The organism is Streptococcus sp. Marseille-Q6379, assembly GCF_965119505.1.
In genome coordinates, this window is sequence record NZ_CBCPLV010000001.1 from 563,913 (window position 1) to 589,603 (window position 25,691).

23 protein-coding genes and 1 pseudogene are annotated in these 25,691 nt (G+C 41.3%); 18 read left to right on the forward strand and 6 right to left on the reverse strand.

The features are described 5' to 3' along the window. The first annotated feature begins 290 nt into the window (after window positions 1-290). The 7 genes from ACWPVZ_RS02825 (at window position 291) to ACWPVZ_RS02855 (ending at window position 10,683) form a co-directional block, all read left to right on the forward strand. Entirely contained in the window at window positions 291-3,311 is a 3,021-nt protein-coding gene (locus ACWPVZ_RS02825; protein WP_454380801.1) for a Spy0128 family protein, read from the forward strand. Window positions 3,312-3,441: 130 nt separating this feature from the next. Beyond that, entirely contained in the window at window positions 3,442-4,440 is a 999-nt protein-coding gene (locus tag ACWPVZ_RS02830) for a glycosyltransferase family 4 protein (RefSeq protein WP_454380803.1), read from the forward strand. After that, window positions 4,441-5,763 carry a glycosyltransferase family 4 protein gene (locus ACWPVZ_RS02835; protein ID WP_454380805.1) on the forward strand — a complete coding sequence of 441 codons (1,323 nt, stop codon included), beginning with the start codon at window positions 4,441-4,443 and terminating at the stop codon, window positions 5,761-5,763. A gap of 458 nt (window positions 5,764-6,221) precedes the next feature. Further along, complete coding sequence (locus ACWPVZ_RS02840; protein ID WP_454380807.1) at window positions 6,222-6,617, forward strand: hypothetical protein; 396 nt, start codon at window positions 6,222-6,224, stop codon at window positions 6,615-6,617. 44 nt (window positions 6,618-6,661) lie between these two features. Continuing rightward, window positions 6,662-8,608 carry a threonine--tRNA ligase gene (thrS, locus tag ACWPVZ_RS02845; RefSeq protein ID WP_454380809.1) on the forward strand — a complete coding sequence of 649 codons (1,947 nt, stop codon included), beginning with the start codon at window positions 6,662-6,664 and terminating at the stop codon, window positions 8,606-8,608. A gap of 48 nt (window positions 8,609-8,656) precedes the next feature. After that, window positions 8,657-9,595 carry an alpha/beta hydrolase gene (locus ACWPVZ_RS02850; RefSeq protein WP_454380811.1) on the forward strand — a complete coding sequence of 313 codons (939 nt, stop codon included), beginning with the start codon at window positions 8,657-8,659 and terminating at the stop codon, window positions 9,593-9,595. Between the two features lie 29 nt (window positions 9,596-9,624). Then, the gene (locus tag ACWPVZ_RS02855; protein WP_454380813.1) at window positions 9,625-10,683 is read left to right on the forward strand and encodes a DUF3114 domain-containing protein; all 1,059 of its coding nucleotides are present in this window, start codon (window positions 9,625-9,627) and stop codon (window positions 10,681-10,683) included. Window positions 10,684-10,755: 72 nt separating this feature from the next. Here the strand turns inward: ACWPVZ_RS02855 and ACWPVZ_RS02860 are convergent, their stop codons facing one another. The 5 genes from ACWPVZ_RS02860 to ACWPVZ_RS02880 all read right to left on the reverse strand — a co-directional run bounded on the left by ACWPVZ_RS02860 (window position 10,756) and on the right by ACWPVZ_RS02880 (window position 14,736). Next, on the reverse strand, window positions 10,756-10,947 hold the full coding sequence (locus tag ACWPVZ_RS02860; RefSeq protein ID WP_002886147.1) for a PspC domain-containing protein: 192 nt from the start codon (window positions 10,945-10,947) through the stop codon (window positions 10,756-10,758). Window positions 10,948-11,005: 58 nt separating this feature from the next. Further along, complete coding sequence (gene trhA, locus ACWPVZ_RS02865; protein ID WP_454380815.1) at window positions 11,006-11,683, reverse strand: PAQR family membrane homeostasis protein TrhA; 678 nt, start codon at window positions 11,681-11,683, stop codon at window positions 11,006-11,008. Further along, complete coding sequence (locus ACWPVZ_RS02870; protein ID WP_060971320.1) at window positions 11,676-12,125, reverse strand: DUF1836 domain-containing protein; 450 nt, start codon at window positions 12,123-12,125, stop codon at window positions 11,676-11,678. Before ACWPVZ_RS02870 ends, trhA begins: the two co-directional genes overlap by 8 nt. Before the next feature lie 171 nt (window positions 12,126-12,296). Next, window positions 12,297-13,568: a hydroxymethylglutaryl-CoA reductase, degradative gene (locus ACWPVZ_RS02875; protein ID WP_454380818.1), complete on the reverse strand. Its 1,272-nt coding sequence runs from the start codon at window positions 13,566-13,568 to the stop codon at window positions 12,297-12,299. A gap of 1 nt (window position 13,569) precedes the next feature. Next, complete coding sequence (locus tag ACWPVZ_RS02880) at window positions 13,570-14,736, reverse strand: hydroxymethylglutaryl-CoA synthase (RefSeq protein WP_060971322.1); 1,167 nt, start codon at window positions 14,734-14,736, stop codon at window positions 13,570-13,572. 344 nt (window positions 14,737-15,080) lie between these two features. On the opposite strand from ACWPVZ_RS02880, the gene ACWPVZ_RS02885 reads away from it, so the two are divergent. The 9 genes and pseudogenes from ACWPVZ_RS02885 (at window position 15,081) to ACWPVZ_RS02925 (ending at window position 21,868) form a co-directional block, all read left to right on the forward strand. Continuing rightward, window positions 15,081-15,941 (forward strand): thymidylate synthase, encoded by an 861-nt coding sequence (locus tag ACWPVZ_RS02885; RefSeq protein WP_454380820.1) that lies wholly within the window; start codon window positions 15,081-15,083, stop codon window positions 15,939-15,941. 108 nt (window positions 15,942-16,049) lie between these two features. Next, window positions 16,050-16,553, forward strand: a complete 504-nt coding sequence (locus tag ACWPVZ_RS02890) for a dihydrofolate reductase (protein ID WP_037597549.1) — start codon at window positions 16,050-16,052, stop codon at window positions 16,551-16,553. A gap of 4 nt (window positions 16,554-16,557) precedes the next feature. Then, window positions 16,558-16,728, forward strand: coding sequence for a hypothetical protein (locus ACWPVZ_RS02895; RefSeq protein ID WP_002886174.1), 171 nt, complete (start codon window positions 16,558-16,560; stop codon window positions 16,726-16,728). Between the two features lie 17 nt (window positions 16,729-16,745). Next, window positions 16,746-17,972: an ATP-dependent Clp protease ATP-binding subunit ClpX gene (gene clpX, locus ACWPVZ_RS02900; RefSeq protein WP_002890340.1), complete on the forward strand. Its 1,227-nt coding sequence runs from the start codon at window positions 16,746-16,748 to the stop codon at window positions 17,970-17,972. A 9-nt stretch (window positions 17,973-17,981) separates the two neighbouring features. Then, window positions 17,982-18,581 (forward strand): ribosome biogenesis GTP-binding protein YihA/YsxC, encoded by a 600-nt coding sequence (gene yihA / locus ACWPVZ_RS02905; protein WP_145516357.1) that lies wholly within the window; start codon window positions 17,982-17,984, stop codon window positions 18,579-18,581. 129 nt (window positions 18,582-18,710) lie between these two features. Further along, a pseudogene (locus ACWPVZ_RS02910) lies at window positions 18,711-20,087 on the forward strand (amino acid permease). A gap of 11 nt (window positions 20,088-20,098) precedes the next feature. Continuing rightward, window positions 20,099-21,049 carry a homocysteine S-methyltransferase gene (gene mmuM, locus ACWPVZ_RS02915; RefSeq protein WP_454380824.1) on the forward strand — a complete coding sequence of 317 codons (951 nt, stop codon included), beginning with the start codon at window positions 20,099-20,101 and terminating at the stop codon, window positions 21,047-21,049. Window positions 21,050-21,161: 112 nt separating this feature from the next. Further along, complete coding sequence (locus ACWPVZ_RS02920) at window positions 21,162-21,416, forward strand: DUF1912 family protein (RefSeq protein WP_002886199.1); 255 nt, start codon at window positions 21,162-21,164, stop codon at window positions 21,414-21,416. Between the two features lie 74 nt (window positions 21,417-21,490). Continuing rightward, the gene (locus ACWPVZ_RS02925) at window positions 21,491-21,868 is read left to right on the forward strand and encodes a helix-hairpin-helix domain-containing protein (protein ID WP_454380826.1); all 378 of its coding nucleotides are present in this window, start codon (window positions 21,491-21,493) and stop codon (window positions 21,866-21,868) included. A 116-nt stretch (window positions 21,869-21,984) separates the two neighbouring features. On the opposite strand, the gene plsY is transcribed toward ACWPVZ_RS02925, so the two are convergent. Then, window positions 21,985-22,626 carry a glycerol-3-phosphate 1-O-acyltransferase PlsY gene (gene plsY, locus ACWPVZ_RS02930; protein ID WP_454380828.1) on the reverse strand — a complete coding sequence of 214 codons (642 nt, stop codon included), beginning with the start codon at window positions 22,624-22,626 and terminating at the stop codon, window positions 21,985-21,987. A 137-nt stretch (window positions 22,627-22,763) separates the two neighbouring features. On the opposite strand from plsY, the gene parE reads away from it, so the two are divergent. Both parE and ACWPVZ_RS02940 read left to right on the forward strand, forming a co-directional pair. Further along, window positions 22,764-24,713: a DNA topoisomerase IV subunit B gene (parE, locus tag ACWPVZ_RS02935; RefSeq protein WP_454380830.1), complete on the forward strand. Its 1,950-nt coding sequence runs from the start codon at window positions 22,764-22,766 to the stop codon at window positions 24,711-24,713. A gap of 155 nt (window positions 24,714-24,868) precedes the next feature. Next, a complete protein-coding gene (locus ACWPVZ_RS02940) occupies window positions 24,869-25,417 on the forward strand; it encodes a hypothetical protein (RefSeq protein ID WP_060972431.1) in 549 nt (182 codons plus the stop codon). Window positions 25,418-25,691 lie beyond the last annotated feature (274 nt).

Below are 25,691 nucleotides of genomic sequence, written 5' to 3' on the forward strand. Positions count from 1 at the left end.
CTTCTCATTTTTCGAAGAGAAGATCTGAATTTTAGTATTTTTTAGACAAAATTTGAATTAAAATTATGACAATAAAATGAGAAAGAAAAACAATGTTAAAAGAGAGACTCCGAAAGAAAGCCTATAATATAAGGGTTTAAAAATTTCACTATCTATTGATATCTTAGAAATCTTTACAAAACCTCCAAAGGGGTAAATAATTATCTTGCAAAGTTCTGAAAATAGTGTATAATTCAGAATGAAAAGGGTTACAAAAATGTTAAGATTTGTAATAATGGGAGGATAGAATCATGAATAACCGATTCGGTGATTCGAGGCAGCGTTTCTCCATCCGTAAGTTTACGGTGGGTGTTGCTTCGATCTTACTTTCGTCTGCAGTTTTTGGTGTAAGTACCGCTAATGCAGAACAAGCTGAAGAGCCTAAAGGCCAACCAGCGACGAGTGTACTTGAGGAAGCTAGCGAGTCTGATGGTGGGGGCCAAAGGACAAGCGCTAGCGTCTCAAGTAAAGAAGTGACAGCTGAACCTACCGTACAGGCAGAAAGTACAAGTGCTATCTCAGTAACTGCTATTTCTAGTGAAGTTGTGCTTCAAGAGCAAACGGTTGCAAGCTCTGAACAAACGAGTTCATCACAAGATAAGACGAGTGAAGCTCTTAGTGAGAAACCTGTAACTGGTAGTGAAACACGAGAAGCTAGTGCTAGCGAACTTGCAGCGGCAAGTAATAGTAGTTCTACTTCATCTGGTAATTTTGGACTTAAGGTTACCAACTCGAGCAATCCCGTCTCAGCGGATGTTAAGGTGACTAAGACAGGAACTGAAATTCATGTTCAAAACCCTAACGTTGAGCTTCAATTTCCAGACGGAAATAGTATTTACTCAAGAAGTAAGGTTGTTTATCATGATATTTCATTCCCTAACGATATAGCTATTAATTCAGGTGACAAAGTTATCTTCACTCTTCCAAGTGAATTGCAATTTAAGACAAGCTATAGTGTTAATGTTTACAACCCTAATAACGAAGTTGTTGGTATTGCTCAGGTAGATCCTAAGAATAACAGTGTTGTAACCACATTTAATCATTATTTCGAAGATCACCCTATTGGGAAATATATGAATTTAGAGTTAGATACGCTTTATTCTGAAGCTCTCAAAGGTGGCGAAAAATTGCACCTCAATTTCAATGGTCATGTCGTTAATGTGACAGTTGGTTCTGCAAATCCTATTCCTGGTGACGAAGTCATTGCTAAATGGGGTAGTCAGGACAAGAATGATCCAACCCTGATTAACTGGGGAATGCGTCTTAATTACGCAAGACGTGTCTTGAATAATCTTCAATTGATCGATACTTGGTCTGATAATCAAAGATTTGTTGATAATTCTTTAGAGTTACGTTACATTGATTCTGCTGAGCCATGGGTTGATAAGGGTTCAGCTATGGAATTGATTAAGAGTTTCTCTCATGACGATACTAAATTTGAGTTAAATCTTGGTCGTTTGGACCGTATGGTTTATGTTTGGTATCAGACACGATTGACCAACCCAGCATCAGATTCTAATAATCCTACGAATAAAGTTGACCTTCATGCAGATGTTGAGTCAAAAACATATACTTCTGAAGTACGTTTAGTTGGAGGTCGTGGAAATGCAGGTGGTGAACAAGAGGTACATTTCAATCTTGAATTAGCCAAAGAGTTGGCAGGTAGAGCCTTGAAAGATAAGGAATTTACCTTCAAATTGGTTGATATGACAGATAATAAGATGGTTGATCTTGGTGAAACAACCAATGATGCCTCTGGTAAAATTGTCTTCTCAAATCTTGTACTTAACCAACCAGGTACTTACCACTATCGTGTGACAGAAGTTCCTGGTAATGAAAGTGACGTCGTTTATGATAAGCTCCAAGCTGATGTGACTGTCCAAGTAGCTAGAGAAACCACAGATGGCCGAGAAAAATTAGTGGCCAAAGTGGTTTATCCAGATGACGTTATCTTTAACAATAAATTGGTAACACCAGCCAAGGCCAAAATTACATTTGGTAAGGAATTGACCAAGGCAGGTGTTAAGCAAGATCTAAAAGCAGATCAATTCCAATTTGTCCTTAAAGACCGTTTTGGAAAAGTCCTTGAGACTGTTGGAAATACAGCTGACGGTCAGGTTGCCTTTAGTGAGTTGACCTTTAACAAGGTAGGTACCTACAACTACACTGTTGAAGAACTTGCAGGTAAGGATGATGCAATTGTCTATGATACGATGAAAGCTGCTGTTTCTATCACGGTAACACGTGATGGTGATGCTCTTGTTTCAACCGTAGTTAATCCAAAAGACACCATCTTTAACAACAAGTTTGTGACTCCAGCTAAAGCTGCTATTCAGTTCAGTAAGGAATTGACTAAGGCAGGTGTTAACCAAACTTTGACTGCTAATGAGTTCCAATTTGTCCTCAAAGATAGTGCAGGCCATATTGTCGAAACTGTTGGAAATACAGCTGATGGTCGTGTTGCATTTAGTGAACTTCACTTTGATAAGGCAGGAACTTACACTTATACTGTTGAAGAAGTTAAGGGAACTAACGAAGATATCGTCTATGATGGCATGAAAGCGACTGTCTGGATTACAGTGACCCGAGATGGCGATGCTTTGGTATCAACGGTCGCTAATCCAAAAGACACTGTCTTTAATAACTATGTTAAAGAAGTGCAACCAGCCAAGGCCAAATTCGAATTGACCAAGGTTCTTACGGGCCGTAACCTCAAAGATGGTGAATTTAGCTTCGTTCTTAAGGACGACAAGGGTAATGTTATCCAAACAGTGACCAATAATGCACAAGGAAACATTAGTTTTGAAAACATTGTCTATGACAAACCAGGTGTTTACTACTACACTGTTGAAGAAGTCAAGGGCAATGAAGCCGATGTGGTTTATGATAACATGGTAGCTAAATTCCAGGTGACTGTTACCAAGACTGTGGGTGAAAAGGAAAATCTGCTTGTAGCAGCAGTTCTCCTTCCTTTGGATACAGAATTTAACAATAGTTACATTCCTCCAAAACCTCCTACTCCGCCAACACCACCGACACCACCAAGTGTCCCACCTAAACCACCAGTGGTTCCGCCGACACCACCAACACCGCCTACTCCACCAGTGACGCCAAAACCAGCTAAGCCAGTTCAATCCTCTGAGAAATCAGGACCTCAACTTCCAGAGACTGGTCAAGCTAACGATACTGCCTTGCTTGCCCTCGGTGTGGCAGCAGAAATGGCAGCAGTCATGGGTGTAGCATATAGCCATCGTCGCCGTAAAGACGTTTAAGATGATGACCTAAAAGATCGAGAATGCTCGATCTTTTTTAGTGTTGGAATGCCTATCTCATTAAATGAGAAATCAAGATAAAGCCAACTGCAGGATGAAATTTCTACTAAATTAAGCTATAATGAGGAGTATGAAAGTTCTACTTTATCTTGAAGGAAAATCGGTTCTTGAAAAATCAGGAATCGGACGGGCTCTCCACCATCAGATGCATGCCTTGGACTTGGCGGGGATTCCCTATACGACGGACATCTTGGGTGATTACGATGTCGTTCATATTAATACTTATGGTCCACGTAGCTTGATGTTGTTGCATACTGCAAAACGCCGTGGCAAGAAGGTCATCATGCATGGTCATTCGACACGTGAAGACTTTGAGAATTCATTCATCGGTTCTAACCTTTTGGCACCACTTTTTGGGAAATATTTGGCCCACATGTATCAAAAGGCCGATTACGTGATTACACCATCTGAGTATTCCAAAAAATTGATTCAGTCTTACGGAGTTACCAAACCAATCATTGCTGTTTCAAATGGGATTGATCTAAAAAAATACGGTAAGGATCCACGTAAGGAAGAAGTTTTCCGAGAATACTTTGGTATTAAGGAAGGACAGCCAGTGGTTATTTGTGCGGGTCTTTATTTCCAACGCAAGGGAATTGAAGATTTCGTCAAGGTTGCCGAAAAGATGCCCCATGTTCGTTTCATTTGGTTAGGTAGTATCAGCAAATGGCTGATTCCTAAGAAAATTCGAGACATTGTCAATGGTAAGCATCCTGATAATGTCAGCTTCCCAGGTTACTTCAAGGGAGCTGTCTTCCAGGGAGCTATGAGTGGTGCTAATGCCTTCTTTTTTCCGTCCTATGAGGAAACTGAAGGAATCGTAGTGCTAGAGGCCTTTGCCAGTCACCAACATGTGGTTTTGCGTGATATTCCTGTTTATGAGGGCTGGGTTGATGACAAATCTGCTTCATTCGGGCATAACGTGGATGAATTTGTAGTAGCCTTACAAGATATTATCGATGGTAAAGTGGACAAACGTGAAGAAGGTTACAAGGTTGCGGAAAGTCGCTCGATTGATGATGTCGCCCAAAAACTTGTTGAAGCCTACAAAGAAGTATTGGAGATTTAAATGCGTATCGGATTGTTTACAGATACCTATTTTCCACAGGTATCAGGTGTTGCGACCAGTATTCGCACACTGAAAACGCAGTTGGAAAAAATGGGGCATACAGTCTTTATCTTTACCACGACTGATAGAGATGTTGACCGCTATGAAGACTGGCAGATTGTCCGTATTCCCAGTGTGCCTTTCTTTGCTTTTAAGGATCGCCGAGTGGCTTATCGTGGCTTTTCTAAGGCTCTAGAGATTGCAAAACAGTACAAGCTTGATATTATTCACACGCAGACAGAGTTCTCCTTGGGGCTTCTAGGAATTGCCATTGCGCGTGAACTTAGGATTCCTGTTGTGCACACCTATCATACTCAGTATGAAGACTATGTCCGCTATATTGCCAAAGGTATGGTCATCCGTCCAAGTATGGTTAAGTACATTGTTCGTGGCTTTATGAGCGATCTGGATGGGGTTATCTGTCCGAGCGAGATTGTTTATGACCTTTTACTCAAGTACAAGATTGCTGCTGAAAAACGTGTCATTCCAACGGGGATTGAACTTGAAAAATTCCAGCGTCCAGAGATTACCGAAGAAGATGTAGCGGACTTGAGAGCCAAGCTTGGTATTGCTCCTGATGAGACCATGTTGTTGAGCCTCTCTCGTGTGTCCTATGAGAAAAACATCCAGGCTGTGCTGGCTGCTCTCCCTTCTGTTTTGGAGGAAGACGACAAGGTGCGTTTGGTTGTGGCTGGTGACGGTCCTTACCTACCAGATCTTAAGTCTCAAGCCAAAAAACTTGGTATTCAGGACAAGGTGGTTTTCACAGGTATGATTGCGCCTAGTGAGACAGCTCTTTATTATAAGGCTGCTGATTTCTTCATTTCGGCTTCAACCAGTGAGACTCAAGGCTTGACCTATCTGGAAGCCTTGGCTAGCGGTACCCCTATCATTGCCCACGGAAATCCTTATTTGGATAATGTGATTACAGACCAGATGTTTGGAACGCTTTATTATCATGATAATGATTTAGCCGGGGCCATTTTGGAAGCTGCCATTGCAATACCAGAAAAAGACGAAACTAAGTGGGATGACAAGCTTTATGAAATTTCTGCGGAAAACTTTGGAAAACGTGTCTATGAGTATTACTTGGACCTTACGATTTCTAAGGATTTCCACAATGATTTGAATGGTGAAGATAGTACCATGAAGCGCTTGACGCGTATGGTAACTTATTTGCCGACTAAGGCTATTACCTTGCCTGTTAATGGCTCTGTTCGTATCCTTAAAGGATCAGCCAAACAGGTCAAGAGAATCAGAAATATCACGAAACTTTTGGATTAGGAAAGCTACCAGATTTTCCTAGTCAGATAAAATCTTAGAATTGATTAATAAAAGAGATAATTAGCTTGAAAAATTACAGTTTCATGCTATAATAACGCATAGAGACATATCAGTCATGGGAAATCTTTCAGAGAGCGTGTGGTGCTGGAAATCACGCAGAGGACATGATTGGGACTACTCGATTAACTTTTTATGCAAACATAAAACGGTGGCCACGTTAGAGCCAATCAGAGGTGTAGGACAGACTCGTTTTTTGTCGTACATGAACTAAGGTGGAACCACGTTGCGACGTCCTTTTGAGGATGTCGCTTTTTGTATTGTTTGGTATGCTTTACAATTTTTAGAATGTCTAGTTTAGATAGAAAAGCTTTACTTTGTGACTAAATATTTTCTCTTTGATTACTAAAAGGATTGTTTAGAACGAGGTGACACTATCTTTTTAGTTGAGGGAGGATTTTATGGGGTTCAAATATGAAGCTATCAAGGCCTACTTGATTGACCACGGTGTAGATCCTAGTCTTGCTGAGAGTATGCACGCTATCTATGCTACCCAAAGACTTGGTGGAACAGACAATGCCTATTTTCTTATTGTTTTTACAGAAAAAGAGGTTTTCATTATCTCGATTACTCCTTTAGGAAAATTAGGAAAGATTATCGCTACACTTCCTGAAGAGATGATTAAGTCCTATCAGTTTAAGAAACGTTTCTTCATTGGTTACAAACTTCGTTTCGTTCTAACTGATGGTAGGGAGCTAGACTTTAATATCAACAAGATGATGATTGGTGCAGGTTGGCATAAGACAGAATTGCAAAGCATCCTAGAAACAAATTATTACAACAAAAAGATTAAATAGAAAGGAAGAAGGGGCTCATCCTTTAGGGCTCTGACATCTTAATTATGATTAACATTACTTTCCCAGATGGCGCTGTTCGTGAATTCGAATCTGGCGTTACAACTTTTGAAATTGCACAATCTATCAGCAATTCTTTGGCTAAGAAAGCTCTTGCTGGTAAATTTAACGGCAAATTGATTGACACAACTCGTGCGATCACTGAAGATGGAAGCATCGAAATCGTGACACCTGATCACGAAGACGCTCTTCCAATCTTGCGTCAATCAGCGGCTCACTTGTTTGCCCAAGCAGCTCGTCGCCTTTTCCCAGATATTCATTTGGGTGTTGGTCCAGCTATCGAAGATGGTTTCTACTACGATACTGACAATGAAGCTGGTCAAATTTCTAACGAAGACCTTCCTCGTATCGAAGAAGAAATGAAGAAAATCGTTAAAGAAAACTTCCCATCAATCCGTGAAGAAGTGACTAAAGACGAAGCGCGTGAAATCTTCAAAAATGATCCATACAAATTAGAATTGATCGAAGAACACTCAGAAGACGAAGGTGGTTTGACTATCTACCGTCAAGGTGAATACGTTGACCTTTGCCGTGGCCCACACGTACCATCAACTGGTCGTATCCAAGTCTTCCATCTTTTGAATGTTGCAGGTGCTTACTGGCGTGGAAATAGCGATAATGCTATGATGCAACGTATCTACGGTACAGCTTGGTTCGATAAAAAAGATCTCAAGGCTTACCTTAAACGTCTTGAAGAAGCTAAAGAACGTGACCACCGTAAACTTGGTAAAGAACTTGATTTGTTCATGATTTCTCAAGAGGTTGGTCAAGGTCTTCCATTCTGGTTGCCAAATGGTGCGACAATCCGTCGTGTCTTGGAACGCTACATTGTTGATAAGGAAGTAGCAGCAGGATACCAACACGTTTACACTCCACCAATTGCTTCTGTAGAACTTTATAAAACTTCAGGTCACTGGGATCACTACCGTGAAGATATGTTCCCAACAATGGATATGGGAGATGGTGAAGCCTTTGTGCTTCGTCCAATGAACTGTCCTCACCACATCGAAGTTTACAAACACCATGTGCACTCTTACCGCGAATTGCCTATCCGTATCGCTGAAATTGGTATGATGCACCGTTATGAAAAATCTGGTGCCCTTACAGGACTTCAACGTGTACGTGAAATGTCACTTAATGATGGTCATACTTTCGTAACACCTGAACAAATCAAAGATGAGTTCCAACGTACGCTTCAATTGATTATCGATGTTTACGAAGATTTCAACTTGACTGACTATCGTTTCCGTTTGTCATACCGTGACCCTAAAGATACTCACAAATACTTTGACAATGACGAAATGTGGGAAAATGCTCAAAGCATGTTGAAATCAGCCATGGATGACATGGAACTTGACTACTTTGAAGCAGAAGGTGAAGCTGCCTTCTACGGTCCAAAACTTGATATCCAAGTGAAGACTGCCCTTGGTAATGAAGAAACACTTTCTACTATCCAATTGGACTTCTTGCTTCCAGAACGTTTTGACCTTAAATACATCGGAGCTGATGGGGAAGAACACCGTCCAGTTATGATTCACCGTGGGGTTATCTCAACAATGGAACGCTTTACAGCTATTCTTATTGAAAACTATAAAGGAGCCTTCCCAACTTGGTTGGCACCTCAACAAGTAACTGTTATCCCAGTTTCAAATGAAGCCCACACAGATTATGCTTGGGAAGTTGCTAAACAACTTCGTGACCGTGGTATCCGTGTTGAAGTGGATGAACGTAACGAGAAAATGCAATACAAGATTCGTGCGTCTCAAACACAAAAAATCCCTTATCAATTGATTGTTGGTGATAAGGAAATGGAAGACGGAACTGTTAACGTTCGTCGCTATGGACAAAAACAAACACATACAGAAGCTGTGTCAGAATTTGTAGAAAATATCCTTGCTGATATCGCTCGCAAATCACGCCCAGATGCCGAATAAAAAAAGGGTCGGTTAGCTAAGCTAACTGACTTTTTAGTAGGATAAACCATGCATGTTTTTATGAAAAGACTTTTATTTCTGATGGGAGCAGTTCTAGTCTTGTTACTGGCTAGCTTTATCTATCATAGATTAGCCTTGCAAAGAGAAAAGGCCTCTCTCAACCCTATGGGGCAAATGGTGTCTGTTAATGGCCATGACATGAGCGTCTTTGTGAAGGGAAATGGTCCACAAACCTTAGTTTTTCTATCTGGTGCTGGAACGGCCTCTCCCATTCTAGATTTTAAAGACTTGTATGATGGGCTTTCTAAGCAGTATAAGATAGTCGTTGTAGAGAGAGCTGGCTATGGTTATAGTGAGGATACATCTAAGTCTAGAGATGTGTCTGAGGTTCTTTCTGAGACACGTCAAGCCCTATCCAAGGCTCATGTATCAGGTCCTTATATTATCCTTTCTCATTCGATGGCCTCCTTAGAAACGCTTTTGTGGCAAGAAAAATACCCAAGTGAAATAAAAGCTATCATTGGCTTAGATTGGGCTCTACCAGAGAGTTATTCGCAATTGAGAATGCATTCCCAGATTTTACGTATGGCTCGTTTGGGAAGTCAATTAGGTCTTTTAAGGTATATACCGAGTCGCTTATATGTGCCTAATGAAAATCTAAGTAGTAGTGATCGACGCCTCTATCAACGAATAGCTTATCGTCAAATACTGTCACAAGCTATGTTAAATGAGAGCCTATCTGTTAAGGGAAATGCTAAAAAGGTTGATGCTAAGATAAATTCACAAATCTCCACCTTACTTTTGGTTTCTAATGGAGAAGGCACGAGTTTTAGCAAGGAGGAGTGGCGAAATTATGCGACCAGATTTGCAAAGGACCAGAAAAATATCGAACTGACTTTTTATGATGCCCCACATTATCTTTATCACTATCAGACCAAAGAGGTAGTTGCTAAGATAGAGGACTTCATAAAGGGGACCACTGATTAAACTAACTTATGTTATTGAGGAGAGATGAGATGCTCATAGGCTCAAAAGCCTTTTCTAGCTTATGGAAGGAATGGCAAAAGGAATACCAGCCACTGCAGGTGCTGAAGTTATTGCTTGCTTATATAGAGATGCCAGAGGATCTATCTGGGGAGATAGAAGAAACTCAGCGTTTATTATCCTATTTTGACCCTGACTTGGCGCCTCATGATGCTTTCTGGAAGGATGTTGCCAGGTTGGTAGATTTGGCTTTTCCTGGTGATAGCTTGTCTCAGGAAGGCCTTGTAGAGCGCCAAATTCATCAGCTACGTTACCTGATTTCGAGTCAACAGGCCCAGTATGTGCGGACGCATTATAAAAAAAAGGGGATGACAGACAAAGAAGCTTTAGCTGTCTATCTCAGATGGAAACCTTTCACCATGTTTGATCAGGGACGTCTGCACCAAAAGATTTCTTTCTGTGATGGCAATGGGATTTATCCAGATGGGATTCCTAGTATTAATCTCAAGATTCTCCTCTATAATCGCGTAGAGTTTATTCTAGATAGTCAGGGAAATTTTCTCAATGAGATCGATGCGGAGCAGGTGACCGAGAGTGGCGTGGTTAATGGTGCTAGTTTCAACTATGGCAATTTCAAACGCCACTGGCAACTGGATGTGGAGCCGGTTCAACCACATGATCCTGCCTTTCGTAATCGGATGACCAAGGGTTTTCGATCACCCAATAAATTGAGAAAGAAGTGGGGCCGAAAAGAGCCTGAGCATTTTGACAAGTCTTTTTACAATCTAAATGGTATCTATGCCCAGTCACACAGATCTTTGGCTAATGATGTCAAACGTCAAGCCAGACTTTTTCTCGCCATGGTTTATGGCTTTAAACCAGTTCAGAAAAAGCAAACAAAGGAGCTTCATATGTCTAAACAACCACAAAACAATAAAGGGACAGCGGTTCTAGGATCACTAGTATTTATGGCCTTATACGCCCTAGGTATTTGGCACAATGCTGTCCGAGGAAATATTCCTTTCCTTATTCTTTGGAGTGTTTTACTCCTAGTTAACGTCAGCTATTTCATTTTCCGCTTGAGAAAATAAAAAAAGAAAGTGATATAGACCTAAATGGTAAGAATTTAGATCTGTATCACTTTTTGTATATTCAATTATAGCTTACCACTTGCTTTCTTCTGGGATAATAATCCAGCAAATGATGTAGAAAAGAAAACCTGTTCCAAATAAGAAGATCGCTGCAGCCCAAATAAGGCGAATAATGACAGGGTCAATGTCAAGATATTTAGCGATACCAGAACAAACACCGGCAATAATTTTGTTGTTTGGATCTCTTCTGAGTTCTTTTTTCATATGATTTACCTCCGTACTTCCTTATTATACCATAACACCTTGATGTCTAGTATTGGCTTTAAGGAAGCATAAAGTAGACAATACCCATATATTGGAGAGCTGAAGCCAGCATGATGAAGAGGTGCCAAATCATGTGGAAGTATGGTTTTTTCTTAGCGTAGAAAGCTGCACCAACCGTGTATGACAATCCTCCAGCAAGCATGAGTCCCCAAAAGGCAGGTCCTGTCTTAGTGACGATAGCTGGAATAATGAAGATAACCAACCATCCCATCATCAGATAGAGGAAGAGGGAGAATTTTTCATTGATTTTTTTAGCAAAGATTTTGTAGAGAATACCAAAAATTGTTGTTCCCCATTGGAGGAGGATGATGCTGTAGCCTAGCCATCCGCCAACCAGTGAGAGGGCAACAGGGGTGTAGCTTCCAGCAATGGCGATATAAATCATGCTGTGGTCAATAATTCTTAGAACCATCTTGTGGGGTGAGTTATAATCCATAGCATGATAGATGGCTGAACTCAAAAACATGAGGAAGAGACTGATGACAAAAACGGACATCCCGACGGCAGCAGTCATGCCGTAGCCGTTGTTGGCATGAACAGCAGTAATTGGTAATAAGACCAGCATGGCCATAGCTCCGACGGCGTGAGTCACGCTGTTAGCCACTTCCTCACCAAAGCTAAGTTTTTTACTGAGTTTGAGGTTGGGAGAAGTATTAAAAGTAGCAGTATTAGACATTGTTTTCTCCTTCAAGGTCGTTCAAAAGTTGATGTGTAGCTCGGTAGCATTGAAGCGTCTGACAGGCTGAGAGTATGACTTGCGGAGCCTCTTGGGGAAACTGACCATTCATACAGGCTACAAAGTCATTGTAGTAACTCTTTTGACTATCAGCATCTGTACGTAGGATTTCCAAGGTTTTAGCAATCTCAGAAATCTCAAAGACGGTCTTCAGACTAGTGATGACAATAAGTCTAGCTACCTGAGCAGCATTATATTTTTTCTTGATGGGTTTTGCGACATGGCCATGTTTGACATAATTATTGACCATAGAGGCGGTTAGCCCCTTGTCGTTTGGTCCTAAAGTACTTTGGGTGACCTGATTGACATAGAGCAAAACCTGATCTAAATAGAGTTCAATCTCTGGTAATTCTTCCCAGAGAGGGTATTGTTGTGTTGTCAAATTATAAAAACCTCTTTATCTAGTTTTCATAACTAGATTATAACATTATAGAAATTAAAGTCAAGTCAGAACTTACGAGAAATGAAAAAGATGTTGAGATAATATTTCCAACATCTTTATTTTTTATGTAATAAGGCAGAGTTATTTTTAAAACTGCTTCAGTATCTCTTTTTATGGGGTTCTAAGTTTCTCCAAAATTGCTTGTGCAGTTTCTTGATTCATATGTTTGGCCTTGAGAAGTTCAGCCAAAACGTGAGGCATCTCTTCAGGGCTAGCACCGGCTAATAGGGCTAGAGATTTGGCCTGAAGTTTCATATGTCCTGCTTGGATTCCTGTTGAAGTCAGAGCTTTGAGAGCAGCCAGATTTTGTGCCAAACCAAGAGAAACGATGATACTAGCTAGGGTTTTGGCATCTGGATTGTTAAGTAAGTCATGGGCGATAGAAACACTAGGGTTAAGTCCGATTGAACCGCCACGGGTTGCAATTGGCATGGGGAGGGTTAATTCTCCCACCAATTCTTTAGCCTCCTGGTCATAAGTCCATGTGGACAGACCACGGTATCTACCATCCTTGCTAGCATAGGCATGACTACCAGCCTCAACTGCTCGCCAATCATTGCCAGTCGCAATAACTAGGGCATCGATACCATTGAAAATTCCCTTGTTATGGGTAGCTGCTCGGTAAGGGTCCACCTGGGCCAACTGGCTAGCCATCTCCATTTTCTTAGCAAAATCATGAGCGTCTTCCTTGTTACGACTGAGGAAGCGTGTGCTAAGACGACAAGTTGCTGTCACTAGACTCTCGGTGGCAAGATTTGAGAGAATGGCCATGAGACTTTGACCTTCTGAGAGATTTTCCAGTTCTGGCACCAGTGCTTCCATCATGGTGTTGACCATATTGGCTCCCATGGCTTCTTGGGTATCAACGGCTAGATAGACAATGAGGAAGTCTCCCTTAGCCTCAGTCCAGAGCCTGCGAGGGCCACCCCCACGCTTAACAATAGAAGGATGAGCCTCTTTGGCAATCTCTATGAGGTCCTGATTGGCTGCTTGAATTTTACTTGAAGCAGTGGCTTTATCAGGAACGTCAAAAAGGGCAACTTGGCCAATCATTTGACGATTATGAATCGTAGTCGTGAAACCGCCAGAGCGTTTAATGAGCTTGCTAGCATAGGAAGCAGCGGCGACAACAGAAGGCTCCTCAGTAACCATAGGAACCTGGTAGGTTATACCGTCTACCAATACATCTGGGCAAACGGCAAAGGGAAGTGTAAATCGACCAATAACATTTTCAGCCATTTGATTGGCTGTTTCAAGGGTAAGTTGTTGGTCCTTATCCAGAAGATTTTGATTTTCCTGAGACAAAAGAGCATTCTTTTTCAAATGCTCTTTACGTTCTTGCGGTGTCTTCTTGGAAAAACCAGTCCAAGAGAGTTTAGTCATATTAATTTCCTTTATAGATACGTTGGTGTTCAGAGATTTCAGTTAAACGGAAAGCTCCGGTTTGGTAATCAGTGAATTGAGTAGAGCCAGTGTCATCCAACTGCGCCTCTTCATAGAAAAGTTTTTCATAATCAGCAACGCTCAAGGGGTGACGTTTGGCAAAGGTATCTAGACGGTCTGAACGAAGCAGGTCTTTGTAGCCCTCAACCAGACGTCCTGAGAAAATTTCGGAGACAGCTCCAGAACCATAAGAGAAGAAGCCAATCTTATCTCCTGCTTTAAGGTCTTGCGACTGTTCAAGCAAAGAAAGGAGCCCAAGGTAGAGTGACCCTGTATAGATATTTCCAATTTGACGGCTATAGGTAATTGAAGCATCAAAGTTGTTTGTTAAACGCTCTTTATTCTCGGGATTCAAATCTTTTGGAATGATTTTATTAAGTCCCTTAAGAGCTAACTTAGGATAAGGAAGGTGGAGACAAAAAGCTGCAAAATCAGCAAAGTCAGCCTGATGACGCTCTTGGTAAGCTGCCCAAGTTGTCTTCAAACTGTCCAGGTACTGCTTGGTTGAATAGATGCCTTGAACATAAGGCGTTGAACTGTAGTTTGGACGCCAGAAGTCCATGACATCACGAGTTTGTGCCACGTTGTCATCTGTAAGCTCCAAAATACGTGGATTCTGACTGACTAGCATAGCTACAGCACCAGCTCCCTGGGTTGACTCACCAGAAGATTCGACACCATAGCGGGCAATATCACTAGCGATAACTAGAACTTTGCTCTCTGGGTGGGCTGCCACGTGCAATTTAGCATAGTTAAGTCCAGCAGTTGCAGCATAGCAAGCTTCCTTCATTTCAAAAGAACGGGCAAAAGGTTGAATCCCCAAAAGACTGTGAACATAGACAGCCGCAGCCTTGGACTGGTCGATGGAAGACTCAGTAGCCACGATGACCATATCGATAGCTTGCTTGTCATCGTCATTTAAAATATCAGCCGCCGCATCAGAGGCAAGTGTCACAATATCTTCTGTAATCGGCGTAATACTGGTTGCATCAAGCATCAGACCTTTGCTGAATTTTTCAGGCTCCGCCCCACGGGCAAGAGCGAGATCAGCCATGTTTAGAACATATTGACTGGTCGCAAAACCAATCTTATCAATTCCAATAGACATATGATGTTTCCTTTTTTTTCTTCATTGTAGAGTATCCAGAGAATACTAATCTATAGTGATTTTACCATAAAAGAGCGCTTTCGCCTTGAAAAAACTTTGATAGTTAGTTATATCTTCTGTTTCGATAGGAACTAGAGGATTTCACAAGACTTACTTTTGGTATTGCCGTAGCTTTTAGTTCTCATTTGCACTAGAATAAGGTAAAATTGAAATGATAATTGGATTTTTGAGACCATAGGCTCAAAAATTAGTCTTGGAACTTCGAAGAAGTTCGCAGACGTCCGTAATCACTTAAGGAAAGTCTCAAAAAATACTTTGTTTTCAATTGAATAAAGAGGAAAATCATGACAAAAGCAGACACTATATTTAAAGAAAATATCACTAAAATCATGGAAGAGGGTGTTTGGTCGGAGCAAGCACGCCCTAAATACAAGGATGGTACCACAGCTAATTCCAAATACATCACAGGAGCTTTTGCAGAATATGACTTGAGCAAGGGAGAGTTTCCTATTACCACTCTTCGTCCTATTGCTATCAAATCTGCTATCAAAGAAGTGCTTTGGATTTACCAAGACCAGTCAAATAGCCTAGATGTCCTTGAAGACAAGTATAATGTGCATTATTGGAATGACTGGGAAGTTGAAGGCGTACCTGCCAATAATGGGGATAAGCGTTCGATTGGTCAGCGTTATGGGGCGGTCGTTAAGAAGCACGATATTATTAACCGTTTGTTGGCTCAGTTGGAGGCTAATCCGTGGAATCGCCGTAATGTCATCTCCCTTTGGGATTACGAGGCCTTCGAGGAGACAGCAGGACTTCAGCCTTGTGCCTTCCAAACCATGTTTGACGTTCGTCGTGTGGGTGAGGACATTTATTTGGATGCTACTTTGACGCAACGTTCTAACGATATGTTGGTGGCTCATCATATTAATGCCATGCAGTATGTTGCCCTTCAGATGATGATTGCCAAGCACTTTGGTTGGAAAGCTGGTAAATTCTTTTATTTTATCAACAACCTCCATATTTATGACAATCAATTTGAGCAAGCCGAAGAACTGCTCAAACGTCAGCCCTCTGATTGCCAACCACGCTTGGTCCTCAATGTTCCTGATGGGACTAATTTCTTCGATATCAAACCAGAAGATTTTGAATTGGTTGACTATGACCCTGTTAAACCTCAACTCAAATTTGACTTAGCAATTTAATAAATGCTTATGATTTAAGCCCATAAAGAGCTGGCAAAGTTTTTTCCAAGCTCTTTTTCTCTTTTTTTGTTAGAATGGATTGTAAACTTAAAAAGAAAAGGAAATACTGTGTCTAAACAACTCATTGCTATTTGGGCGGAAGCTCATAACCATGTTATTGGGAAGAATCACACCATGCCTTGGCACTTGCCTGCTGAACTGGCACATTTCAAGAAAACTACCATGGGCTCAGCAATTCTCATGGGACGTGTGACCTTTGATGGCATGAACCGTCGTTGCCTACCAGGACGTGAAACCTTGATTTTGACAAGAGACAAGGAATTCAACTGTGAGGGTGTGACGACTGTTACGAGTGTTGAGGAAGCTCTGGCTTGGTTCGAACAGCAAGATAAGGACCTCTATATTGCTGGTGGTGCTGGTGTCTACAAGGCTTTTGATGGACATTATGATGCACTCATCAAGACAACTATTGAGGCTGATTTAGAGGGAGACACGTATTTTCCACAACTAGATATGACGGCATTTAAAGAGGTATCACGTGACCGCGTGGTCAAGGATGATAAAAATGCCTACGACTTTAGCATAAGTCGCTATGAAAAAGAAGGAGACTAGGTTCATGCAACGTAGTGTTTTTGGGTTATTTACTGCATTATTGGGGGTGCTTTGTGTACTCTCTGCCATTCCTGCCTTTCGCAAGAAACGTTATGGGTTAGCAGTTTTTCTCTTTTTAAATGCTTTTACTAACCTTGTCAATACTATTCACGCCTTCTATGGCACCCTATTTTAGAAAAGAGTGAGGAATAAATGGCTGGAAATCGTAATGAAGAAATGGTTTATTGTTCATTTTGTGGCAAAAACCAAGAAGAAGTAAAGAAAATTATCGCTGGGAATGGCGTCTTTATCTGTAACGAATGTGTGGCCTTGTCACAAGAAATCATTCGTGAGGAAATGGCAGAAGAAGTTTTGGCTGACTTGGCTGAAACTCCGAAGCCAAAAGAACTTTTAGATATTTTGAACAACTATGTCGTGGGGCAGGACCGTGCTAAACGTGCCTTGGCGGTAGCTGTTTACAATCACTATAAACGTATCAATTTCACAGAAAGTCGTGAAGACAATGATGTGGATTTGCAAAAATCAAATATTCTCATGATTGGACCAACTGGTTCAGGGAAGACTTTCTTGGCTCAGACCTTGGCTCGTAGCTTGAATGTTCCATTTGCGATTGCGGATGCGACTTCATTGACAGAGGCAGGTTATGTGGGTGAGGACGTGGAAAATATCCTCCTCAAACTGATCCAAGCGGCAGACTTCAATATCGAACGTGCGGAACGTGGTATCATTTATGTTGACGAGATTGATAAGATTGCTAAAAAGGGTGAAAATGTATCAATCACTCGTGACGTTTCTGGTGAAGGGGTTCAACAAGCTCTCTTGAAGATTATCGAAGGAACAGTAGCCAGCGTTCCCCCTCAAGGTGGTCGTAAACACCCTAACCAAGAGATGATTCAAATTGATACTAAGAATATTCTCTTTATCGTTGGTGGTGCTTTTGATGGTATCGAAGATATCGTTAAGCAACGTCTTGGTGAGAAAATCATTGGTTTTGGTCAAAATAATAAGGCAATTGATGATGACTCATCATACATGCAAGAAATTGTGGCTGAAGATATTCAAAAATTCGGTCTTATCCCTGAGTTTATCGGACGTTTGCCAGTCCTTGCGGCCCTTGAACAGTTAACAGTTGACGACTTGGTTCGTATCTTGACAGAGCCTAGAAATGCCTTGGTTAAACAGTACCAAACCCTCTTGTCTTATGATGGGGTTGAACTGGAGTTTGACCAGGATGCTCTTGAAGCTATTGCAAGTAAGGCAATTGAACGTAAGACCGGTGCGCGTGGCCTTCGCTCTATTATTGAGGAAGTCATGATGGATGTCATGTTTGAGATTCCGAGTCAGGAAGATGTGACTAAGGTTCGTATTACAAAAGAAGCCGTTGACGGCACAGCTGCTCCAGTTTTGGAAACAGCATAAGGAGGTTCTATGGCTGAAGAACAAGTCCTAAATACGCACAATGCTGAGATTTTGCTCAGTGCGGCGAATAAGAGCCACTATCCCCAAGATGACCTCCCTGAGGTTGCCCTAGCAGGACGCTCGAATGTTGGTAAATCAAGCTTTATCAATACACTTCTTGGTCGTAAAAACCTAGCACGTACTTCTGGGAAACCAGGGAAAACTCAGTTGCTTAATTTCTACAATATTGACGATAAGCTTCGTTTTGTGGATGTGCCAGGTTACGGTTATGCCCGTGTGTCTAAAAAAGACCGTGCCAAATGGGGCAAAATGATTGAGGAGTACCTCGTGACTCGAGATAATCTTCGTGTCGTTGTTAGCTTGGTTGACCTCCGACATGAACCAACTCAAGACGATATCCAAATGTATGAATTTCTCAAGTATTATGAAATTCCGGTCATCGTTGTAGCGACTAAGGCTGACAAGATTCCTCGCGGAAAATGGAACAAGCACGAATCAATTATTAAGAAAAAACTCAATTTCGATAAAAATGACCATTTCATCGTCTTTTCATCTGTCACTCGTGACGGTTATGATGAAGCATGGGATACGATTTTAGCAGAATTATAAAAAGAGCTCGGAGAAATCCGAGTTTTTTTCTTGCGATAGTTTTTGTCTATCTCTTTGATAGTTTCCACCTATTATCCAAGGGGATGATATTGTGATAAGCTTGTTTTATCATATCTATTGGAGGAATCTATGGAAAACCATAATTATGAAAATGAAGGTCAGTTCCAACGGAAGATGACCTCACGCCACCTCTTTATGCTCTCGCTAGGTGGTGTCATTGGTACCGGTCTCTTTCTTAGCTCAGGCTATACGATTGCATAAGCAGGCCCTCTTGGTGCGATACTATCTTATCTTGTGGGGGCTATCGTTGTTTACTTAGTCATGCTTTCATTAGGTGAGCTAGCTGTTGCTATGCCAGTAACGGGATCCTTTCACACCTATGCCACTAAATTTATCAGTCCGGGAACTGGCTTTACGGTAGCTTGGCTTTATTGGATTTGTTGGACTGTAGCCTTGGGAACAGAATTTCTGGGTGCGGCCATGTTGATGCAACGTTGGTTTCCATCAGTTCCGGCTTGGATGTTTGCGGCATTCTTTGCCTTGGTGATTTTTGGAATTAATGCTCTGAGCGTAAGGTCTTTTGCGGAAGCGGAATCTTTCTTCTCTTCTATAAAGGTTATTGCTATCTTGGTTTTCATCATCCTAGGTCTGGGGGCTATGTTTGGTTTGGTCAGCTTTGATGGTCATCGTGAAGCTATTATGTTCAAGCATTTGACGGCTAATGGTCTATTTCCAAATGGTGGTCTTGCCATTGTGTCAGTCATGTTGGCGGTTAACTACGCCTTTTCGGGAACAGAGTTAATCGGTATCGCAGCTGGTGAGACAGATAATCCTAAAGAGGCTGTTCCACGTGCCATTAAAACGACCATTGGACGCTTGGTGATTTTCTTTGTCTTGACCATTGTGGTATTGGCTTCGCTTCTTCCCATGAAAGAAGCAGGGGTATCTTCAGCGCCTTTCGTTGATGTTTTTGACAAGATGGGGATTCCATTTGCGGCAGACATTATGAACTTTGTTATCCTGACAGCTATTCTTTCTGCTGGGAATTCGGGACTCTACGCTTCAAGCCGTATGCTTTGGTCTTTGGCCAATGAGGGAATGCTCAATAAAAAGCTAGTGAAAATTAATAAACATGGAGTTCCAATGACAGCCCTTTTGATTTCCATGGCAGGAGCAGTTTTATCGCTCTTTTCAAGTATCTATGCTGCAGATACGGTTTATCTAGCTCTGGTATCAATCGCTGGTTTTGCAGTTGTTGTTGTCTGGCTCTCCATTCCTTTGGCACAAATCAACTTCCGTAAACAGTGGAATTTAGAACATTCTGATGATGAGTTGGATTACAAGACACCTTTTAACCCAATCCTACCTTATATCACAATCGTTCTCTTGGCCATTTCTGTGCTTGGGATTGCTTGGGATAGTTCACAACGTGCGGGACTTTACTTCGGTATTCCTTTCATGATTTTCTGTTACCTTTATCACTACCTTCGCTTTAAAAAATGGTAAGGAGGCCTTGTATGGCAACATTTAAAGATTATTTGGAAAATAAATCTCCCCTCATTCTTCATGGAGCTCTAGGAACAGAGATGGAAGCCTTGGGGTATGATATTTCAGGTAAGCTCTGGTCAGCCAAGTACCTTATTGAAAAGCCAGAAGTTATTCAAGAAATTCACGAAACCTATGTAGCCGCTGGGGCTGACTTGATTACCACATCGTCTTATCAGTCGACCTTGCCAGGCTTGATGGAGGCTGGACTTACTGAGAAAGAAGCGGAGCAGATTATTGTCTTGACAGTTCAGTTGGCAAAGAATGCACGTGATAAGGTATGGGCAGCATTAGATGAGACTGAGAAAGCAAAACGACCATATCCTTTGATTTCTGGAGATGTCGGTCCTTACGCAGCTTATTTGGCTAATGGTTCTGAGTATAGTGGTGATTATGGTCAAATTACTATCGAGGAGCTTAAGGAGTTTCATCGGCCTAGGATTCAAATTCTCCTAGATCAAGGTGTGGACTTGCTAGCTTTGGAAACTATTCCAAATCGTTTAGAAGCACAAGCCTTGATTGAACTCCTGGCTGAAGAATTTCCAGAATCAGAAGCTTATCTCAGTTTTACAGTCCAAGAATCAGCCACTATCAGTGATGGGACTTCTTTAGATGAGATTGCCAAGCTTGTTTCCCAGTCAGACCAAATCTTGGCTCTAGGAATCAACTGTAGTTCGCCTCTTCTTTATGATCAAGCTCTTGCTACTCTTAAAAATGCTGGAAAAGCCCTCATTACTTACCCAAACTCAGGTGAGGTTTATGATGGCAGTACGCAGACTTGGAAACCTAAGGATAAGGATGCTCTAACCATAGTTGAACATAGTAAAGATTGGCATGCACAGTTTGGAGTTAAGATTTTAGGTGGCTGCTGCCGCACACGTCCAAATGACATTAAAGCCTTATATAAAGAGTTTAGAACCTAGTCAAATTTCTAATTATTTGTTATAATAGGAGACTGTAAGGCTATGAGCTCTACACATTATTAGTAGAAAATGAAGCCAGCGTTAAGCTGGTTTTTAAAATGAAGAGGAAAATATGACCTACGAACAAGAATTTCTAAAAGACTTCGAAGCCTGGGTTGTTACCCAAGTTAAAGTAAACGAAACGGCCTTGGCCGCTAGCAAGAAAATCTGGGAAGAAGACGGCGATGAACGTGCACGTGATGCAAGTTACCGCTATGAAGCTAAATTGGATGCTTACAATTTCCTAATTGGTAAGTTTGCCAACTATCGTGCTGGCAAAGGTTTCCATGATATGCCAGATGGCTTGTTCGGGGAACGTCACTATTAATAAAGGATGAAAAAGAAAATGGCGATACTACTTTATAGAAAGGTATCGTCTATCAAAATAGGAGAAAACTAAACATGGCTAAAGTAAAAAATAAAAAGAAAGCTTTTAAACACCGTTTGAAAAAACAAGGACTTTTCAATAATGTTAAAGCCCCTGTTCCACCCGTTGCGCCTGTTCCACCAGTGCCACCAGTAGCACCACAACCTGTTGCTGAAACTAAGACAGTTGCCAAGGAAGAAGTAGCAGCCAAAGACCTTAGTCTTGAAACTTTCGTAGAACTTCCAGAAGTTGAAGGCCTTCGTTCAAACCTTGTAGAAACTCTTTATAATGAAGGTTTGACTTCAGTAGAGGCTTTTGCTACTGTGACTGAAGAAGAAGTTCTTGCCCTCAAGGGTGTCGGACCTGCGACAGTTAAAAAATTGAAAGAAAATGGTGTTAGCTTCAAAGCTTAAGCCTAAAAAAGATCCGAGGTGTAGCTTTCGGATTTTTTATTGTTTTAGAAAGCATTGCTTGATTAGAAAAACAAGAAAACCACTAGTAAATCTAGTGGTTAGTAGGTCTGGATTGTTTATTTCTTTGGGTTTTGTTTGGTTAAATTAAGTCCAAAAGGTACCAAGTTTTCTTGATGCCTGCGGATGCGCCCCATATTTTCAGTGTGGCGGAAGATGATAAGCAAAGCCATGATGGTAAGAACCCCAGTGAAAATAAGGTCATAGCCATCTAGTAAGAAATGGATGGCTGGAAAGACAGCCAGCGTAATAAGTCCAACAATTGCTGCAGTGACACTTGAAAATGAAATCATGCTGGTTAGATAGAGTGTTAGGACAAAGACCAAGAGTAGGAATACACAGTAGAGTGGGGCAAAGCCAAGAAGCACCCCTGCACTTGTCGCAACAGCCTTCCCACCTTTAAATCCAGCAAAGATTGGAAAAACATGTCCGATAATGGCAAAGAAACCAATGATTAGAGGTGAAACCTCTGTAACACCAAGCCAGATAGGTAGCAGAACAGCCAAAGTCCCCTTGAACATATCAACCAAGAAGGTGATGGTACCAGCAGTCTTACCTAGGACACGAAAGGTATTGGTTGTTCCAGTATTTCCAGAGCCATGCTCACGAAGATTGGTATGGAAGAATAGTTTCCCAATCCAGAGGCTGGTCTGAATGGAACCTAACAAGTAGGCGATTAGGATTAACAATAAGATTTTCATGAGATAATTATAGCATACAGCCTAGTAATTGACAAAGTCAGTCAGCATAAAGATATCCTTTGAGCTTTCTTGATTTCCTTTGCAAATTCTTCTGAAAACTTATAAAATAATAAGGATGAAAATTTTGGAGGTCACTCTTGGCTAAAAAAGAAATAAATGTAAATAATTATAATGATGATGCCATTCAGGTACTAGAAGGGTTGGATGCGGTTCGCAAGCGCCCAGGAATGTACATTGGCTCAACGGATGGAACAGGACTTCACCACCTAGTTTGGGAGATTGTCGACAATGCGGTCGATGAAGCTCTTTCTGGTTTTGGTGATGTCATCGCTGTCACCCTAAATAAGGATGGTTCCGTTTCTGTTTCTGACTCTGGACGTGGGATGCCGACAGGTATGCATGCCATGGGTAAACCAACAGTTGAAGTTATTTTCACTGTTCTCCACGCGGGTGGTAAATTTGGACAGGGTGGTTATAAGACTTCTGGTGGTCTTCACGGTGTGGGTTCTTCAGTTGTTAATGCGCTATCTAGCTGGCTTGAGGTAGAAATTACCCGTGACGGTAGTGTTTATCGTCAGCGTTTTGAAAATGGGGGTCACCCTGTAACAGGACTTGAAAAAATCGGCAAGGCACCTAAATCTAAGACAGGTACAAAAGTTACCTTTATGCCTGATGCTAGTATCTTTTCAACGACTGACTTCAAATTTAACACCATTTCAGAACGTCTCAAAGAATCAGCCTTCCTTCTTAAGAATGTCACTATGACATTGACAGACTTGCGTGGCGAAGAAGAAGTTCGTGAAGAATTCCACTATGAAAATGGGGTTCAAGACTTTGTATCTTACTTGAATGAGGACAAGGAAACGCTGACACCAGTCATCTATATTGATGGAGACCAGCAGGAATTTCACCTAGAAGTAGCCCTTCAGTATAATGACGGTTACTCTGACAATATCCTTTCCTTTGTCAATAATGTCCGTACTAAGGACGGAGGCACCCACGAAACAGGCTTCAAGTCTGCCATTACCAAGGCTCTTAACGATTATGCTCGTAAGACGGGACTTCTCAAAGAAAAGGATAAGAACCTCGAAGGGTCAGATTATCGTGAGGGCTTGTCAGCAGTTATCTCGCTCTTGGTTCCTGAGGAACACCTTCAGTTTGAAGGACAAACCAAGGACAAACTTGGATCTCCTTTAGCTCGTCCTATTGTTGATAGTATTGTTTCAGAGCATTTGACCTACTTTCTTATGGAAAATGGGGATCTAGCTTCTAACTTGGTACGTAAGGCTATCAAGGCCCGTGATGCCCGTGAAGCTGCTAGAAAAGCACGTGATGCCAGTCGAAACGGCAAGAAAAATAAAAAAGACAAGGGGCTCTTGTCAGGAAAATTGACGCCAGCCCAGTCTAAAAATGCTAAGAAAAATGAGCTCTATCTGGTCGAAGGGGACTCTGCCGGCGGTTCAGCCAAACAAGGCCGTGACCGTAAATTCCAGGCCATTCTCCCCCTTCGAGGTAAGGTCCTAAACACTGAGAAAGCCAAAATGGCAGACATTCTCAAAAATGAAGAAATCAATACCATGATTTACACTATTGGTGCAGGGGTTGGAGCTGATTTTAACCTTGACGATATCAACTACGACAAGATTATCATCATGACCGATGCCGATACCGATGGGGCTCACATCCAAACCTTGCTTCTTACTTTCTTCTATCGTTATATGCGTCCACTAGTGGAAGCAGGACACGTTTATATCGCTCTGCCTCCTCTTTACAAGATGTCCAAAGGTAAAGGCAAGAAGGAAGTTGTCGAATACGCTTGGACGGATGGGGAACTTGAAGAGCTTCGCCAAAAGTTTGGTCGAGGTGCTCTTCTCCAACGTTACAAGGGACTTGGGGAAATGAATGCTGACCAGCTTTGGGAAACAACCATGGATCCAGAGACAAGAACCCTTATCCGAGTGACTATTGACGACCTAGCACGTGCCGAACGTCGCGTCTCAGTCCTTATGGGAGATAAGGCAGCACCACGCCGTCAATGGATCGAAGATAACGTTAAATTTACCTTGGAAGAAAGCGGCGTATTTTAGGTTGCAGGCCAGAAAGGAAAGTAATAAGATAGAGTTAGGGAGAGTGCTTACTATCAATAGATAATTAGGTTTATAAAGAAACAAGTCATTTATTTTCTACATAGTTTATTAACTATTTGTAGTGTCATTGACTAGAAATCAATGGAGGTAGAAAAATGGATTTTAATGTTATCGATTACCTAGCTTACCATGCAGATGTAGCTTTTCCTGCTATTATTCTTATGGTCATTGTTTCTACCATATACTTAATTTTTTATGGCATACGACCTATAAAAACACGCTTTTTTATCCTTTTTCTTCTATCTATAGTTTCCCTCATAATCTTCGTGGTGGATAATCCTCTCTATTCTTATTTTGGAAGTCCATACTCAGGTTTATTATTTGTGTTTTACTATATGTTGATCTTTTCAGTGTTTTATGTGCCATTCTCGCTAATAGCTTTTATAAAAAGTCTTCTACATTTAATACGCTTTCAAACCAAATATTCAATCTTACTAGTTATTAATAGTTTCTTTGCCACATTACTGGCTTTCCTCAATCTGCTCTTTTTACAAGGGTCTTTGGGATTTCTCCCTGCTTCATCTATGTACCTTATTTTTCTTCTCCTAGCGATAATTGGTATTGTTCAAACTATAATAGGAGGAAAGGAAAATGAAAAAAATAAAGACTATATTGCTAAGTCAGGAAAAGACAGTATGAGGTAAACCTATGTTATCTAAGGTATTAAGTTTTTTACTTTACTATCCTCAAGTGGTGTTTCCTGTATGTGCAGGGGCAATAGCTTATTTAAGCGTTTATAAAAAGAGACCACTAAAAACACGTTTTTTGATCTTGCCTATACTAGTAGTGATAACCTTCCTTCTATCTTTGATAGATAATCCCTTCTCACAGAGGACCTACACGGGGTTGTTATTGGCTTTCTACTATGTCTATGTTTTTTCTCCCCTAAGTGTTGTTTGTAGTATCACATCTCTTTTA